This window comes from Fictibacillus sp. 5RED26 (assembly GCF_015903895.1).
GTDB lineage: Bacteria > Bacillota > Bacilli > Bacillales > Fictibacillaceae > Fictibacillus > Fictibacillus phosphorivorans.
The window spans coordinates 242685-256908 of sequence record NZ_JACZDU010000003.1 but is presented as its reverse complement, the minus strand read 5'-3'; the positions used below and the strand labels follow the sequence as shown (position 1 = coordinate 256908).

Below are 14224 nucleotides of genomic sequence, written 5' to 3'. Positions count from 1 at the left end.
GCGAGCACCTGAAACGGAAATCAACTACTTTTAAGAAACAACTTTGATACATACTTAAAAGAAAATAGATAGACAGCATGTCCGGTTTGTTTAGTGTACTTGGTTTCATGTATGATAGAGACAGGAAAAAATCTTGTTTAACTGATTTTATGTGGAGGATTGAATATGGATACAGAAGCTAAAATTCTAGTTGTTGATGATGAAGAAAGAATTCGAAAACTATTAACGATGTATCTAGAGCGAGAGAACTACGAAGTTCATGAAGCCGAAAACGGTGAGGATGCGCTACAGATGGCAGTATCCATCAATTTTGATCTCATATTGCTCGACCTTATGCTTCCTGGTATGGATGGCATTGAGGTTTGTGAAAAGTTAAGAGAAAAGAAAGCGACTCCTGTAATCATGTTGACAGCTAAAGGAGAAGAGCTTAATCGCATAGAAGGATTCGAAGCAGGTACGGACGATTACATCGCGAAGCCGTTCAGTCCAAGAGAAGTCATCCTGCGTGTAAAAGCACTGTTGAGAAGGTCGTCACCGACGAAGTTTCTTCAAACCGAAACGGTTGCAAAGAACGTTGTTGTGTTTAAGCACCTTACGATCGATCACGATGCTCACCGTGTAACAGCTGGCGGAAAAGAGGTCAACTTAACTCCGAAAGAATATGAGTTGTTGTACTACTTAGCGAAGACTCCAGATAAAGTCTATGCGCGCGAACAATTGCTAAAAGATGTTTGGAACTATGAATTCTTTGGTGATCTTAGAACAGTTGACACACATGTGAAAAGACTTAGAGAAAAGCTTAACAAAGTCTCACCGGATGCAGCATCCATGATCGCGACCGTTTGGGGAGTAGGATATAAATTTGAGGTTGGGAATGAATGATCTGGAGAAGTGTAGTTGGTAAACTTTGGATAACGATACTTTTATTAGTCTCGGTCGTTTTAACCCTGCTCACCATTCTTCTTACGCAGTTTTTTGAATCGTTTTACGATGATCAAGCCAAAGAACAATTAACGAAGATGGCTGATCGAGTGATGTTGATTATGGAAAGCGATGAGAACAAGGAAGAAGCAATACGCATCACAAGTGAAATGGCTGAAGCATATTCCATGTCTATCATGATCATAGACGAAAATCAGGAATCCTTTATGTCTAAGAATTCTTACGATGATGCACCTTATATCCCAGTTTCTGTTTTCAAAGAGAATGATCAGTTATCTACTGTCGCAGAGAGTGAAAAAAAGATCTACGTAAACGGAGATTTTCCCGTTCTGAATAAAAATGATGAGACGATGCAAACGATGATCATCTACGGTGAACCTTATGGATCGGGAGAAAATGCAGGAGCCGTTTACGTCTATCAATCCATCGAGAATGTGGAAAAAACAACGAACCATACAAAGTATCTCATCTTTTTAGCAGCGGGGATCGCGATCATCTTAACTACGATCTTTGCGTTTTTCTTATCTACTCGAATTACGGCACCACTAAGAAGGATGAGAGAAGCAGCGACGTCTGTAGCAAAAGGTGAGTTTGATATGAAAGTGCCGATTTTAACGCATGATGAGATCGGCGAACTTGGCATGACGTTTAACCGTATGGGCAGACAGTTAAAAAACAATATCACAGCATTGAATCAAGAAAAAGAACAGTTAACAAGTGTTTTAAGTTCGATGGCTGATGGTGTGATCACCTTTGATAGAAAAATGAACATACTGGTTACGAATCCTCCTGCTGATCGATTCCTACAGGCATTTTATTACGAATCAGGCATGAAGACAGAGGTCAACGGAAACGTTCCTGAGACGGTCAAACAGCTCTTTGGGCAAGTTGTTGCACTTGAGAGTGAACAGATGACAGAGATCGCGATACAAGGCCGCTCGTGGGTCGTCGTTATGACACCACTATATGACCAATCTATGATTCGTGGAGCAGTAGCTGTACTTCGTGATATGACAGAAGAACGACGAATGGACAAGCTTAGAGAAGACTTTGTTGCGAACGTTTCACATGAATTAAAGACGCCGATCGCTATGCTGCAAGGATATAGTGAAGCGATCGTAGATGATATTGCAGAATCTGAAGAAGAGAAGAAAGAACTAGCAGGAATCATTTTAGACGAATCGAAACGGATGGGAAGACTTGTTAACGAACTCCTCGATCTTGCAAGATTAGAAGCAGGTCACATGAAGCTTCACTACAGCTCTCTTCCGATCATTCCTTTCGCAGAAAGAATCGTTCGGAAATTTCAAGGGCCTGCTAAAGACAGAGAGATTCAATTAAATCTAGAATTTAAGAAAAATCTCAAAAGTTTGCAAGAGGAGATGGACATCGACCCAGACCGGATTGAGCAAGTCTTAACCAATTTGATCGACAATGCGATTCGTCATACTTCTCAAGGCGGGTTTGTAAATCTTATTGTAGAAGTGAGCGATCAGAACGTGAAGTTTTTCGTTAAAGATAATGGAACGGGTATAAAAGAAGAAGATCTGCCATTTGTTTTCGAACGCTTTTATAAAGGGGACAAAGCAAGAACAAGAGGGAAATCAGGTGGAACGGGTCTTGGGCTTGCCATAGCAAGAAACATCGTAGAAGCACATGGTGGTCAGATCAGCGTTCACAGCAAGAATAATGAAGGCACGACATTTTCTTTCGTTATTCCTCGAACGTTGAAATAAATTAGCAATACGTCCCGATTAATCTTGTTTCATAAGGAACAATAGCAGTTTTAAAAAAGGATTTCACAAATTTCTCCAATATGTTTATAATAGGAATTGTGATTTCATAAAATTTCATACGTGTTAAACAGGTGCAGTCCTTTGTTGGACGAGCTTAATAGGGAAAACGGTTAGATTCCGTTGCGGTCCCGCCACTGTAATTGTGAGAATCCTATAATATCGCCACTGTGAAAACGGGAAGGTGTTAGGAGACGATGATCAAGAGCCAGGAGACCTGCCTGTTTGTTACATGACATGACCTACGAGGATAGGGGGGTGTTTAACAGTACCGGGGCCGGTTGCTGTTTTCTGCCTGTATACTATTAATCTCCTTCGTAGCCGAAGGGGATTTTTTTAGTTGCGTGAAGTAAATTTAGTATCAAACAAAGTGTTTTTATAACAGAAAGAGGTTAATCATGAAGAAATTACTTTTAGTATTAGCAACAATGATGATGATGTTGGTGGGCTGTGGAACGACTGAAACGAAAGAAAAAGCGGATCAGCCGAAACAAGAAGAAACGAAAAAAGAACAAGTAACGGTTCAGATCACAAAGGATAACGGAAAAGAAAAGGTTACAGAAAAGAAAATAGAGATTGCAAAAGATGCGACGATCATGGACGTGATGCAAGATAACTTTGAGATTGAAACTCAGTACGATGGAGCATTTATAAGCAGTATTGAAGGTGTGGCCGGAAGCGAACAGGACAAAACATCTTGGTTCTTTTCTGTAAACGGTGAAGAAGCGATGAAGGGTGCTAAGGATATTACGTTAAAACCTGGCGATGTCGTAGAATTTGATCTTCACAAATATGAATAAGCTGACAGTCAAACGAATTACGATCATTGCCTTACTTGCTGCTATATTAACAGTAGGCAGAATCACCTTCTCAATGATACCCAATGTTCAGCCGAATACGACGATACTCATTCTTGCTTCATTCGTACTCGGTCCTGTGCAAGGGTTGTTACTTGCTATATTAAGCACGATAACAACAAATCTTTTTCTAGGGCATGGTCTGTGGACGTTCGGTCAGATGTTTGCCTGGGGATTGATAGCCGTTATGAGCGCATATTTAGGCAAATACAGACATAACATACCTTGGCTGTTGCTCCCGATCTATGCAGGATTCTGTGGCTTTTTGTTTGGTTTCATCATGTCTGTTCTCTTTGGTGGAATCATCATGCAGAAATTCTGGCCGTATTACTTGGCGAGCCTCCCATTTGATCTAAATCATGCGATTGGTAACGTGGTGTTCTTCATCGTACTTTACAAACCACTTCTCTATGTGATGGAAAATTATATTAATAAAGATGGAAGTCAAAAAGCTGCCTTTGAATAGGGAGCTTTTTTAGCTCTCTTAAAGTTTAATGTTGAAAAAAAAACAGAACTTCGTATCATTTGGAAGTTCTGTTTCGTGATATTCTGTATAGAAGCTAACAATTACCCAAAGTTATGATGAAAACACCAAACAATAAGAAGTATACTCACTATTCCCCAAGCTGTGGCACTTACGATCCACCAAATGATGGATTTAGCTTTTGCTGAAGTTTCCTCGTTTTCCATTTTTCCTGTAATAAACGCGAGTTTACTTTCCATATCTTTTTTCATAGAAGTAAGAACAACAAATCCAATTGTTATAAAACCAATCGTGATCAAGAGTAGTATGTCCATATGCTCTACATCCCTTTTGTAGTTATTTTCTTTATCAAACTTCTTTATTCGAGTTCATTATCCTGCCTCATTAGATAAGAATGATGTATATAGAGTAGATTTAGTAAGTTCCCAAAGCGAAAACTCAACAACGAACTTTAGTTGAGCCTTTTCTTTAAAAACCGGTTCAAAAAGTTGAAAAGCTGAATAGGATGATAAAGTTGATTTTACTTTTACCTAGGAGGACAAAATGCGAGACTATCTGAACCGTTTTTTTGCTGTGATTTTTTTAATGATGTGCTTAAGCGTCTTATTTATCGGAGGGAAGTTGGGAGCATAAACACTTGAACGAACAAGGATTTCATGGTACATATGGTAAAACGTTTTAAAAAGGAGATTAATATGCTAACAGATTACCATTCTCATCTCGAAAAAGGGACATTGACGATCGATTATCTAAAACAATTTGTAGACACCGCAAAAGAGAAGGGAATACAAGAGTTTGGGATTTCTGAACACGCTTATCACTTTTATGAAACAAAAAACATCGTATCAAAACCATGGATGGAAGAAAGACGTTATTACAAGATGGACGATTATGTAAATCTGTTTAAGCGTGCAGATCATTTAGGAATGGACGTCCGCATGTCGATTGAAATGGATTATACGCCGGGACGGCATGCTGAGATGGAGGCATTTATAAAATCCTATCCATTCGATTACGTGGTCGGATCTGTGCATTGGGTCGATGATTTTGGGATAGACCTTGCAGAATACCGAAAAGAATGGGACCGTCGTGATCTTTATGAAACGTATCGTTCGTATTATGATCAAATTGTAACACTTGCAGAATCAAACCTATTTGACATTGTTGGACATATCGATCTAGTCAAGATCTTTAAATATGTTCCGACTGATCAAGAATTTCTTTTAGAACAGTATGAGCGCATTACAGATGCGTTAAAAGACTCAAAAACATGTGTAGAGATCTCATCTGCAGGTCTAAGAAAACCTGTAGGACGAATCTATCCAGAACCTGAACTTCTGTCTCTTTGCTATAAAAAGGGGATACCGATCGTACTCTCTTCAGATGCTCATGAACCGCACCAAGTTGGAGAGAATTATGAGGCGACTATAAAGCTTGCAAAAGAGATCGGTTACAAAAAGCTGATGACTTTTCAAAGTGGGGAGAGAAAAGAAGTAGATTTAGGATAATAAACACATAAAGAAAGCTCTGCAATCTGATATGCTCCCCTAAAGGTAGACAGATAAAAAATAAAAATCTGTTTACTGTAAGGGGAGTATATCATCATGAATTGCAGAGCTTTTTGCTTTTCTATAGATCTAAAGGTTTGCACACAAGAAGATCCTCGATACTTCTGAGTTCTTTCTGAGTAGATTCTGGAAGTTGCGTGTCAAAGGTAAGTACCATCATGGCTTCACCGCCAGCTGATTTACGGCCAACGTGCATCGTTGCGATATTTATGTTGCGTTCTCCTAAAAAAGCTCCTACTTTTCCGATAATACCTGGTGTGTCACGATGTTCGATGTAAAGAAGAGATCCTTGTGGTACAAAATCAACCGTATACCCGTTCAATTTAATGATTCGGCCACCAAAGCCTTTAACAAGTGTCGCTGAAAGAGTAAACGTTGTGTTCAGACCTGTAACCTTTACATGAATGATATTTGGATAACCATGATCATCTGTCCCATGCTTTTCACCGATTACGATTCCTTGTTCCTTTGCAGCCACCATGCTGTTTACATCGTTTACCGGCCGGTCTAATCTTGTTTTTAAGAAGCCACACAAAAAGCTGCGAGTAAGTGATGTAGTATCGGTATCCGATAATGATCCGCCATAACCGATCGAAATCTCTGAAACAGGTTCTTTAAAGAACTGAGTCGTAAACGAACCAAGAAGATTTGAGAAATCATAATAAGCAATCAGCTTCTCATACGTATCTTTTGATAATGAAGGAAAGTTAACAGCGTGTTTTAAAGGTTGATGTAAAAAATGCGATCGAATCTCATCACTCGCCATATAGGCTACATTTTTCTGCGCTTGCACCGTGGATGCCGCGATATGAGGTGTAACGATCACTTTAGGATGATCGACTAAAGAGCGGCTAACGGGAGGTTCTTGTTCGAAAACGTCAAGAGCGCAGCCAGATAGATGTTCGTTATCTAAGTAGTGTAGAAGAGCTTCCTCATCGATGATGCCTCCACGAGCACAGTTTAAGATAAACGCACCTTTTTTAGCGTATTTTAAGTTATCAAGATTTAATAGTTTATGGGTATCTTTTGTAAGCGGGGTATGAACGGTGATAACGTCACTCTGCTGGATTAACGTATCGAGATCAACAGAAGTAACGGATAGTTCTTTTTGTTTTTCTTTCGGAAAATAAGGGTCAAAAACAAGTACGTTCATGGAGAAACTTTTCGCGCGCTTTGCAAGTTCAGAGCCGATTCGTCCCATGCCGACGATCCCGAGCGTTTTTTGATAGAGTTCTTGGCCCGTATACTTTTTGCGGTTCCATTCACCTTGTTTTACAGATTGATTGGCTTGTGGAATGTTGCGGACTAATGCCATCATCATGGCCCAAGTGTGTTCCGCTGTTGAAATGGTGTTTCCTTCAGGTGCATTTACGACGAGCACACCTCTTTTTGTCGCTGCGTTCAGATCGATATTATCTACTCCAACTCCAGCTCGTGCAATGATTTGAAGTGCGGGCAGCTGATTCAATACATCTTCAGTAATCTTTGTAGCACTTCTTACCATGATTCCTTGAATGTTTTCTGGTTGAGTAACTTCATCAAGTTTTCCGAAGATCAGCTCAACACCTTCAAGTTTTACTAACGGTTCAACACCTTCACTCGTTATTCCATCACAGACTAATACGGTTGCTGTCACAGTTCCACCCCTTGTCTATCTTTATGAATAGCATCAATATTTTGATAATTTATCACATTCTGACGATAGGTACAACTATGATTTTTAAGATAGCGGTTTCAAAAATGAAGAAAACTAATTGACAATGAGAATCATCCTTAATAAAATAAATAAAAACCCTCTAATGAAAGAGGGTTCCTGGTAAGATTACAACTATTCGAATTTTAATGCATCACCATCGAATGACTCTTCAGATACTTTGATGGAATCTGTAGGACAGCCTTCGAACGCATCTTGCATATCTTCTAACAATACATCTGGAATTTCAACGATTCCTTGGTTATCGTCTAGAGTTACAAACGCAATTCCTTCGTCGTCATAATCGTAAATGTCTGGTGCTGCAGCTCCGCATGCTCCACATGCGATACAAGTTTCTTTGTCAACAATCGTATACTTTGGCATAATGAATACCTCCTAAGGAATTGAAAAAATACCGACTTACATATTTAGCCATTTTAAATTAAGGGTCTACTAATCATATTGTAATAAGTATCCCTCTACATTTCAATAGAAAATTAGGACCTCGTCATATCTTTTATTCCCAATCTTCCTCTTAATATAACACTTTTACTCTTAAATTTCCTTAAATCTGATAAGATAGATTATATGATAAAGTGTGGTGATTTATTATAGATATTTGTCATGTCGTTTTATTAGATATCTTTCGAAAAGTAAATGGTAGTAGAAAAAGCTCAGGCGTCTATTATATGGTGACAGGTAAGAAAACGGCGCAATCTTTGTCCGACAGCCAATGGTTTGGTATAGAACGTTATTATGCCGCTTTCAAGGGGATGGCCCATGACACTTTTACTGAATCAATCGAAAGCCTGATAAATGAAGAATATATGAAGGAATCTGAAGATCATGTTTACACCCTTACTGAAAAGGGTGAACAACTTCTTGTGCGTGAGAATGATAGATTATCATTCTTAAATCATTTAAATGGATTAAAATATGCATCGATAGAGTCTACATGCTGGCAAGCTATCACGTTATATGTACAAGCTCTCTCCAATGCTCTATATGGTCATTTTAATTATTCACCAGTTGTAAGGGACTTCTCGGTGATACAAAAAGTTAAATCTGTGTTTCCTAGATCAGAGTCAGAGAGAAAAATTCAAGCGGAAAAACTTTATCGTGAATTATCTCGAGTGTTGTTAGAACATGATACTCAAATTGCTGATCTTTTTGTTAAGAAACTGTCTGGCTACAATAGGATCGGAAGTACCTTCGAGCAATTATCTCGGATAAAAGGCATGAGTCAAGAAGAGACTGTACTCCGTTTCAGGGCGATTTTGCACGCTTTCATACACAAGATAGCTAGTGAAAAGTTGAATTTTCCGATGTTGCACTCTCTAATAGGCTCATTTACTGAAGCTCCGGCATTAACTAGATCAGCATCTTTAACTTTAAAAATGCTAAATAACAATAAACCTCTAGAGGAGATCATGATCGTTAGAAATCTGAAATTGAGTACTCTAGAAGATCATCTCGTAGAGATCGCAAGAGAAGTGCAAGATTTTCCGATTACCCCTTACATTAGTGATACAGAGTTTTTGAAAGTGAAAGAATATTACAGTAAGACGAATGAAACAAAGCTTCGGCCGTTTAAAGATGCCTTTCCTCATCTTTCGTATTTTCAAATCAGGCTAGTACTCGCAAAAGAGGGTGGAAAACATGCAACTGGAAGCAACGCTTAAAGAGTTATACGGATTTTCATCGTTTAGATCTGGACAAAAAGAGATCATAAATGACTTGCTTTCAGGTCATGATGTGTTAGGTATGCTGCCGACTGGAACAGGAAAAACATTAATCTATCAGATGGCCGCACATCTTTTAAAAGGAAGAGCACTCATCATTTCTCCTTTGGTGTCATTGATGGAAGACCAAGTAGATCAGTTTAAACAAGCTGGTTATAAGAGGACGATCGCTCTCAACAGCTTTTTAGATCAAAGTGAGAAACAATCCATATTAAAAAGAATACAAGATTATCAGTTTGTTTTTGTGAGTCCTGAAATCCTTCAAAACTCTTACATCCGTTCTATCCTGTTGTCAGTTAGTTGGTCGTTATTCGTAGTAGATGAAGCCCATTGTATCTCACAATGGGGTCATGAGTTTCGTCCATTTTATTTAGAGTTAGCTGATATGAAGAAAGCGATGGGGGATCCTATTTGCCTCGCATTAACAGCAACGGCAACACATAAAGTACAGAACGATATCCTTCATCACCTAGACATGAAGAACGCAGAGATACATATTCATAGTGTGAACCGTCCGAACATATCTATCTTTGTTGAATGCTTTGATGATCATGATCAAAAAGTGGGGCGAGCGGTAAATCTAGTTCAGCAGCTTAAAGGACCAGGTATTATCTATACGAATACAAGGAATGTTGCAGAACTGCTAGTAAAAAGATTTCAAGATCATGAAATAGAAGGGGCCGCTTTTTATCATGGAGGCATGAATGCTGATGAAAGACTTCTTGTTCAAAAACAGTTTTTAGAGTCCCAGCTGAACATCATTGTTTGTACGAATGCTTTTGGAATGGGAATTAATAAATCGGACATCAGATTTGTAATTCATTTTCACACACCGTCTACGATCGAAGGCTATATTCAGGAAATCGGCAGAGCTGGCAGAGACACGGAACCATCTGTTGCCGTCCTATTGTATCATCCAGCTGATCTTGAGATACCATACCATTTTATTGATCAAGAACTGCCTGATTCTGTACAAGTTGATTATTTGTTTTCCGACCACATTCAGTTAAGAGGGACTACGTATGCAGAAAAACTGAAACTTGTTGGACTCTCTGAAACGGGTCAAAGATTCATGGAATATCACTTGAAAAAAGTAGGCGTTCTACATAAAGAAAATCTTGATGTCCACGAAAAAAATGCGTTGATTTCAAAAATAAAATTCACGATTGAGAGCAGAAAAGCTGATAAAATAGAATCATTAAAGGCGATTGAAAAGTGGGCAACGAATAATGAATGTAAACGAAGCGGACTGCTGAAATATTTCGGAGAACCCGTACCAGAACCAAATTCAATGTGCTGCGGTCATTGTGAAACAGATCTTTCGCATTTTTATGGAAAACAAGCGTCATTTAACACTTCTTATGAATTATGGGAAGATGAACTAAAACGACTTTTAAGACAGGAAGTGTACAACTAAAGGATGAGGAAATCTGTAAAAAACAATTGGATCGATCAGATTACACCGAAAGAACTTTTGTTGAACGTCTATTTTTCACAAAGTTTATTTATGATAGCTGCGTTAACTCTTGCATTCTTCTTTAATGTTTCATTTCCTTGGGTGCTAAACGACCTTGATCTCTCAGTAAACGAATGGGTGCTTGCACTTAGTACAGGATTGTTTCTTCCTTTTTTATCGATTCAGTTAAAGAAGAGGTTGCCCGAGGAATCATTAGATGATGGTGGAATCAACGATAAAATATTCGGCTCTCTCTCTTACATTCACATCTTTTTCCTCACAGGAATCATTGCTTTTGCTGAAGAGTGGTTGTTTCGGGGAGTCCTACAATCGTTATTAGGGCTGTTTTTAACCAGTATGATTTTCGCTGTACTGCATGTTCGGTATATAAAAAAACCTGTTCTTTTTAGTATCGTATGTGGATTAAGCTTTTGGCTAGGTATGATCTATGAGATGACAGATAACATCTGGGTGCCTTTTTTAGCTCATTTCTTAATCGATTTTATTTCAGGGTGCTGGATAGCTAATCAAAACAAGAGCAACAACAATATCACAGACAGCGAAAATGGGAGTGTGGATCGGGATGAAGAATGACCAAGCAGAGAGTTTAAGAAACAAAACAGCAGACAATACGATCGCTTCTGTTCAACATGCTCATTCTTTGCCTTCTAGAAGTGAAGTACACGGGAAAAAGAGAGACGATGAAAAAAAACAAAAAAACGCTAACAAAGAAAAGAGAAAAACAACTTTTTTAGTCACTCGATTACTCTTAGCAGCTTTTATACTTTTGATCGGAATTACGCTTACTTATAAATTGTGGTCAAAAGACCTTTATATTCCTGTTCAAAGTGAAGATCGAGAAGGTGTTGAGCAAGTAGAGATCGAAGAATAAAGACCGTCTGGCTCCGAATATCCAGACGGTCTTTTTTTGTTACGAATAACCTTTCTAGGGCTCTTCTTAAAAAAGAATGTTGGTGTCGTTGTTCCAACCAAACATTTTCAGGGGCTAAACAAAGGTAAAAGCTATTTTTAAAAAGCATGAATCTGCTTGTATTGGCATAGTTATGTGTACAGGAGGTTATGCTGATGAATGCTCTAAATCACTGGAAGATAAAGCCCTTTGTTAATGAACTAACGAGTATTGTGCTAGCGCAGCTTGTTGATAGAAAAGCTGAGAAAGACAAGTGGAAAAAAGCCATCAACCAATGGGGATTATCGATGATTTTTGTTGTACTAGCAACCTTCGTTTACCTTTACTACTATAAGCTTCCAACAGCCTCAAGGTTTTCAAATCCATTAACGTTGTTATTCTCAGATGAAATGGTATGGATCTGTACAGGTTTTATTATTTTTGCGAGCTTCTACATGATCTGGATGAAAAAGAAGTACAAAAAAGCTGACGACGATTTTGAAGCGATCAGAAAAGATTTTATAGATCGTAATGAAGAATGGTGGAGTGATGAGGAACAATGGAACCAGAGGCATGTTGTTTTCGAATTTATGAAACAAGAATACAATATAAATATTCTTCACAAATAAAGAGATTTACTGGCAGGGACAGCCAAAAAATAAACATGATTCTCGATCGTGGCGCTGACCTTGAATAACGACTGTCAATTCACAAAAATGATCGATTCTTCCGAATGCAAGTGTTTCGTGTTTTTCCGTACAATAAACTTCGATTGGAAGTCCGAGTCGCATGCTATAAGACAGCTCTGGGTCTGTCACGAGAGATTTATTTTTCAATTTAGTTAATGTCATGATGTTTTTTCCTCTCCTCTTATTTTGGTTAATCATGTAAATTAATCATACGTGAAATTTACAATTTTTTCAACAAATCTTTTTAAATATTCAAAAAATTAACATCGAATCCTTTCTGCATAGGACGGTTATAGAAAATATGATATGATCATTTAAATCCAGATCAGGAGGGCACAATGATCTTTTTTTATTTATTCATCATAGCTGGTATAGGGCTATTACTTTATATGTATATTGAAGCACATCGAAATCGTGTCATTCATGATTCAATCAAAATTGATAAACTGCCAAAGTCATTTGAAAATTTTAAGATCTTTTTTATATCAGATGTTCATAAACGGGTTATCTCAGAAAAGATCATACAAGAATCAGAAAAAGCAGATCTTGTTGTAATCGGTGGGGACCTCGTTGAAAAAGGAGTTTCAATGAAGAAGGTAGAAGATAATATCAAGCGCCTTTCAGCAATCGGCCCTGTTTACTTTGTATGGGGAAACAATGATTACGAAGTGGATACGAAGCAATTGGCTTCAACGATTGAGAATGAAGGTGCAACGATTTTAGACAATACTAGCTTCAGTATAAAAAGAAATGATGATGTCATCGATTTGGTAGGAGTAAATGATACATCGTTAGGTTTTGCCTCTCTTGAGGATGCGCTTAAAGAATGCGAATCTTCATGCAGAATTTTAATCAGCCATAATCCTGATATTTCAAAACGTATTAACAGTGCCGATAACATCCAGCTTGTCTTAACGGGACACACTCATGGAGGACAAATTCGTATTGGGCCGCTTGGCATAGCGAAAAGAGGCGGATGGTATCATGAATTGACACATATCCTATTAGTGAGTAACGGCTATGGAGCTACACATTTACCTTTACGTTTATGTGCACCAAGTCAAACACATTTGATAACCCTAACACGGTAAAAAGTTTACATTACAACGTTTTATTCGATATACTCTTCTTAACCTATTTATTGGAGGAAGAACGGATGCCTAGTGAAGGGAAATATAACATTAAAGCGGTTTCGAAGATGCTCGGCATTCAAGCAGGAACATTAAGAGCTTGGGAAAGACGCTATTCAATCGTAAAGCCAAACCGAAATGAAGCTGGCCATCGCCTTTACACCGACGAGCAAGTATACATACTGAAATGGCTTGTGAATAAAGTGAATCAAGGTTTTACGATCAGTCAAGCGGTTGACGTTGCCCAAAATGGGGAACTTTATAAAGAAGCAGCTCCTTTTTCTATTGAAAATACGGATCGTGCAGCTGAAATGGGTAATTTGATTTTAGAAGCTCTTTTATCCTTTCAGGAGAAGAAAGCTAACGATCTTTTGAGCCAAGCCTTCAGCATGTATAATTTGGAAAAAGTCATTATTGATATTTTGGGTACATTATTAGTACACGTAGGACACCTTTGGGAAGAACAGAAAATTACGGTTGCACACGAACATTTTACTTCATCCTTTTTACGCAGTAAGATTGGACAACTTATTCAATGGCTTCCATCTGATCCATATTTACCAAAGGTTATTGCTGCGTGCGGATTAGATGAAGAACATGAACTAGGGCTTCTGATGTTTACACTGTTTTTAAGAAGAAAAGGGTTCGAAGTTATATACTTAGGACATGGAATACCAAAAAGAGACTTTGAGGTTGTGATGAAAGAAGTAGAACCTAAGATGGTATTTTTCTCATGTACGATCGCTGAAAACTCTAAGAAAACCTTGGAGTGGGCAGAAAGCTTGGGACAAAAATTTCCGAATACTTCAATTGGTGTTGGAGGCGCAGCGATCAATCATATCTCTTCAGAAATGCAGGAGAAATACGAATCATTCCTAATTGGTAATACGAAGTTAGAATGGGACGACTGGATTGCTCAGAAGTTGAAAAATTAACATAGGTTTTATAATTTGTTGGATG

16 protein-coding genes and 1 riboswitch are annotated in these 14224 nt (G+C 38.2%); of the genes, 12 read left to right on the top strand and 4 right to left on the bottom strand.

The features are described from left to right. Window positions 1–165: 165 nt before the first annotated feature. From IHV10_RS14080 to IHV10_RS14065, 4 genes are all read left to right on the top strand, one after another. Window positions 166–882 carry a response regulator transcription factor gene (locus tag IHV10_RS14080; protein ID WP_066395787.1) on the top strand — a complete coding sequence of 239 codons (717 nt, stop codon included), beginning with the start codon at window positions 166–168 and terminating at the stop codon, window positions 880–882. Next, a complete protein-coding gene (locus IHV10_RS14075; protein WP_197130767.1) occupies window positions 879–2678 on the top strand; it encodes an ATP-binding protein in 1800 nt (599 codons plus the stop codon). The genes IHV10_RS14080 and IHV10_RS14075 overlap by 4 nt, the downstream gene beginning before the upstream one ends. Window positions 2679–2790: 112 nt before the next feature. Beyond that, window positions 2791–2974, top strand: a riboswitch (cobalamin riboswitch). Between the two features lie 159 nt (window positions 2975–3133). After that, window positions 3134–3535: a DUF4430 domain-containing protein gene (locus tag IHV10_RS14070; RefSeq protein WP_197130764.1), complete on the top strand. Its 402-nt coding sequence runs from the start codon at window positions 3134–3136 to the stop codon at window positions 3533–3535. Beyond that, window positions 3528–4058: an ECF transporter S component gene (locus IHV10_RS14065; protein WP_197130761.1), complete on the top strand. Its 531-nt coding sequence runs from the start codon at window positions 3528–3530 to the stop codon at window positions 4056–4058. The genes IHV10_RS14070 and IHV10_RS14065 overlap by 8 nt, the downstream gene beginning before the upstream one ends. 101 nt (window positions 4059–4159) lie before the next feature. On the opposite strand, the gene IHV10_RS14060 is transcribed toward IHV10_RS14065, so the two are convergent. Then, a complete protein-coding gene (locus tag IHV10_RS14060; RefSeq protein ID WP_197130758.1) occupies window positions 4160–4390 on the bottom strand; it encodes a hypothetical protein in 231 nt (76 codons plus the stop codon). A 381-nt stretch (window positions 4391–4771) separates the two neighbouring features. Here IHV10_RS14060 and IHV10_RS14055 point away from each other — a divergent pair, with 381 nt between their 5' ends. Then, window positions 4772–5584, top strand: coding sequence for a histidinol-phosphatase (locus IHV10_RS14055; RefSeq protein ID WP_197130755.1), 813 nt, complete (start codon window positions 4772–4774; stop codon window positions 5582–5584). 121 nt (window positions 5585–5705) lie between these two features. Here the strand turns inward: IHV10_RS14055 and serA are convergent, their stop codons facing one another. Further along, on the bottom strand, window positions 5706–7280 hold the full coding sequence (gene serA, locus IHV10_RS14050; RefSeq protein WP_197130753.1) for a phosphoglycerate dehydrogenase: 1575 nt from the start codon (window positions 7278–7280) through the stop codon (window positions 5706–5708). Between the two features lie 192 nt (window positions 7281–7472). Beyond that, complete coding sequence (locus IHV10_RS14045; RefSeq protein WP_137789014.1) at window positions 7473–7721, bottom strand: ferredoxin; 249 nt, start codon at window positions 7719–7721, stop codon at window positions 7473–7475. 305 nt (window positions 7722–8026) lie between these two features. Between IHV10_RS14045 and IHV10_RS14040 the strand changes: the two genes are divergently transcribed. From IHV10_RS14040 to IHV10_RS14020, 5 genes are all read left to right on the top strand, one after another. After that, window positions 8027–9019 (top strand): helix-turn-helix domain-containing protein, encoded by a 993-nt coding sequence (locus IHV10_RS14040; protein WP_197130750.1) that lies wholly within the window; start codon window positions 8027–8029, stop codon window positions 9017–9019. Further along, window positions 8997–10496, top strand: coding sequence for a RecQ family ATP-dependent DNA helicase (locus IHV10_RS14035; RefSeq protein ID WP_197130748.1), 1500 nt, complete (start codon window positions 8997–8999; stop codon window positions 10494–10496). The genes IHV10_RS14040 and IHV10_RS14035 overlap by 23 nt, the downstream gene beginning before the upstream one ends. A gap of 3 nt (window positions 10497–10499) precedes the next feature. Beyond that, window positions 10500–11129 carry a CPBP family intramembrane glutamic endopeptidase gene (locus tag IHV10_RS14030; protein ID WP_197130745.1) on the top strand — a complete coding sequence of 210 codons (630 nt, stop codon included), beginning with the start codon at window positions 10500–10502 and terminating at the stop codon, window positions 11127–11129. Further along, window positions 11119–11427: a hypothetical protein gene (locus IHV10_RS14025; protein WP_197130742.1), complete on the top strand. Its 309-nt coding sequence runs from the start codon at window positions 11119–11121 to the stop codon at window positions 11425–11427. Before IHV10_RS14030 ends, IHV10_RS14025 begins: the two co-directional genes overlap by 11 nt. Window positions 11428–11621: 194 nt before the next feature. Continuing rightward, window positions 11622–12074, top strand: coding sequence for a DUF2663 family protein (locus IHV10_RS14020; RefSeq protein ID WP_197130739.1), 453 nt, complete (start codon window positions 11622–11624; stop codon window positions 12072–12074). 6 nt (window positions 12075–12080) lie between these two features. Here the strand turns inward: IHV10_RS14020 and IHV10_RS14015 are convergent, their stop codons facing one another. Continuing rightward, complete coding sequence (locus IHV10_RS14015) at window positions 12081–12296, bottom strand: hypothetical protein (protein WP_191753949.1); 216 nt, start codon at window positions 12294–12296, stop codon at window positions 12081–12083. A 176-nt stretch (window positions 12297–12472) separates the two neighbouring features. On the opposite strand from IHV10_RS14015, the gene IHV10_RS14010 reads away from it, so the two are divergent. Continuing rightward, window positions 12473–13225, top strand: a complete 753-nt coding sequence (locus IHV10_RS14010; RefSeq protein ID WP_197130738.1) for a metallophosphoesterase — start codon at window positions 12473–12475, stop codon at window positions 13223–13225. A 65-nt stretch (window positions 13226–13290) separates the two neighbouring features. Further along, the gene (locus IHV10_RS14005; RefSeq protein ID WP_197130735.1) at window positions 13291–14199 is read left to right on the top strand and encodes a MerR family transcriptional regulator; all 909 of its coding nucleotides are present in this window, start codon (window positions 13291–13293) and stop codon (window positions 14197–14199) included. Window positions 14200–14224: the final 25 nt, after the last annotated feature.

Bases quoted from the DNA above. Each gene is read 5' to 3' on its own strand.
- IHV10_RS14025 (WP_197130742.1), top strand. From the start codon at position 11,119: ATGAAGAATGACCAAGCAGAGAGTTTAAGAAACAAAACAGCAGACAAT.
- IHV10_RS14005 (WP_197130735.1), top strand. From the start codon at position 13,291: ATGCCTAGTGAAGGGAAATATAACATTAAAGCGGTTTCGAAGATGCTC.
- IHV10_RS14075 (WP_197130767.1), top strand. From the start codon at position 879: ATGATCTGGAGAAGTGTAGTTGGTAAACTTTGGATAACGATACTTTTA.
- IHV10_RS14065 (WP_197130761.1), top strand. From the start codon at position 3,528: ATGAATAAGCTGACAGTCAAACGAATTACGATCATTGCCTTACTTGCT.
- IHV10_RS14045 (WP_137789014.1), bottom strand. From the start codon at position 7,721: ATGCCAAAGTATACGATTGTTGACAAAGAAACTTGTATCGCATGTGGA.
- IHV10_RS14040 (WP_197130750.1), top strand. From the start codon at position 8,027: ATGGTGACAGGTAAGAAAACGGCGCAATCTTTGTCCGACAGCCAATGG.
- IHV10_RS14080 (WP_066395787.1), top strand. From the start codon at position 166: ATGGATACAGAAGCTAAAATTCTAGTTGTTGATGATGAAGAAAGAATT.
- IHV10_RS14035 (WP_197130748.1), top strand. From the start codon at position 8,997: ATGCAACTGGAAGCAACGCTTAAAGAGTTATACGGATTTTCATCGTTT.
- IHV10_RS14010 (WP_197130738.1), top strand. From the start codon at position 12,473: ATGATCTTTTTTTATTTATTCATCATAGCTGGTATAGGGCTATTACTT.
- IHV10_RS14055 (WP_197130755.1), top strand. From the start codon at position 4,772: ATGCTAACAGATTACCATTCTCATCTCGAAAAAGGGACATTGACGATC.
- IHV10_RS14030 (WP_197130745.1), top strand. From the start codon at position 10,500: ATGAGGAAATCTGTAAAAAACAATTGGATCGATCAGATTACACCGAAA.
- IHV10_RS14070 (WP_197130764.1), top strand. From the start codon at position 3,134: ATGAAGAAATTACTTTTAGTATTAGCAACAATGATGATGATGTTGGTG.
- IHV10_RS14015 (WP_191753949.1), bottom strand. From the start codon at position 12,296: ATGACATTAACTAAATTGAAAAATAAATCTCTCGTGACAGACCCAGAG.
- IHV10_RS14060 (WP_197130758.1), bottom strand. From the start codon at position 4,390: ATGGACATACTACTCTTGATCACGATTGGTTTTATAACAATTGGATTT.
- IHV10_RS14020 (WP_197130739.1), top strand. From the start codon at position 11,622: ATGAATGCTCTAAATCACTGGAAGATAAAGCCCTTTGTTAATGAACTA.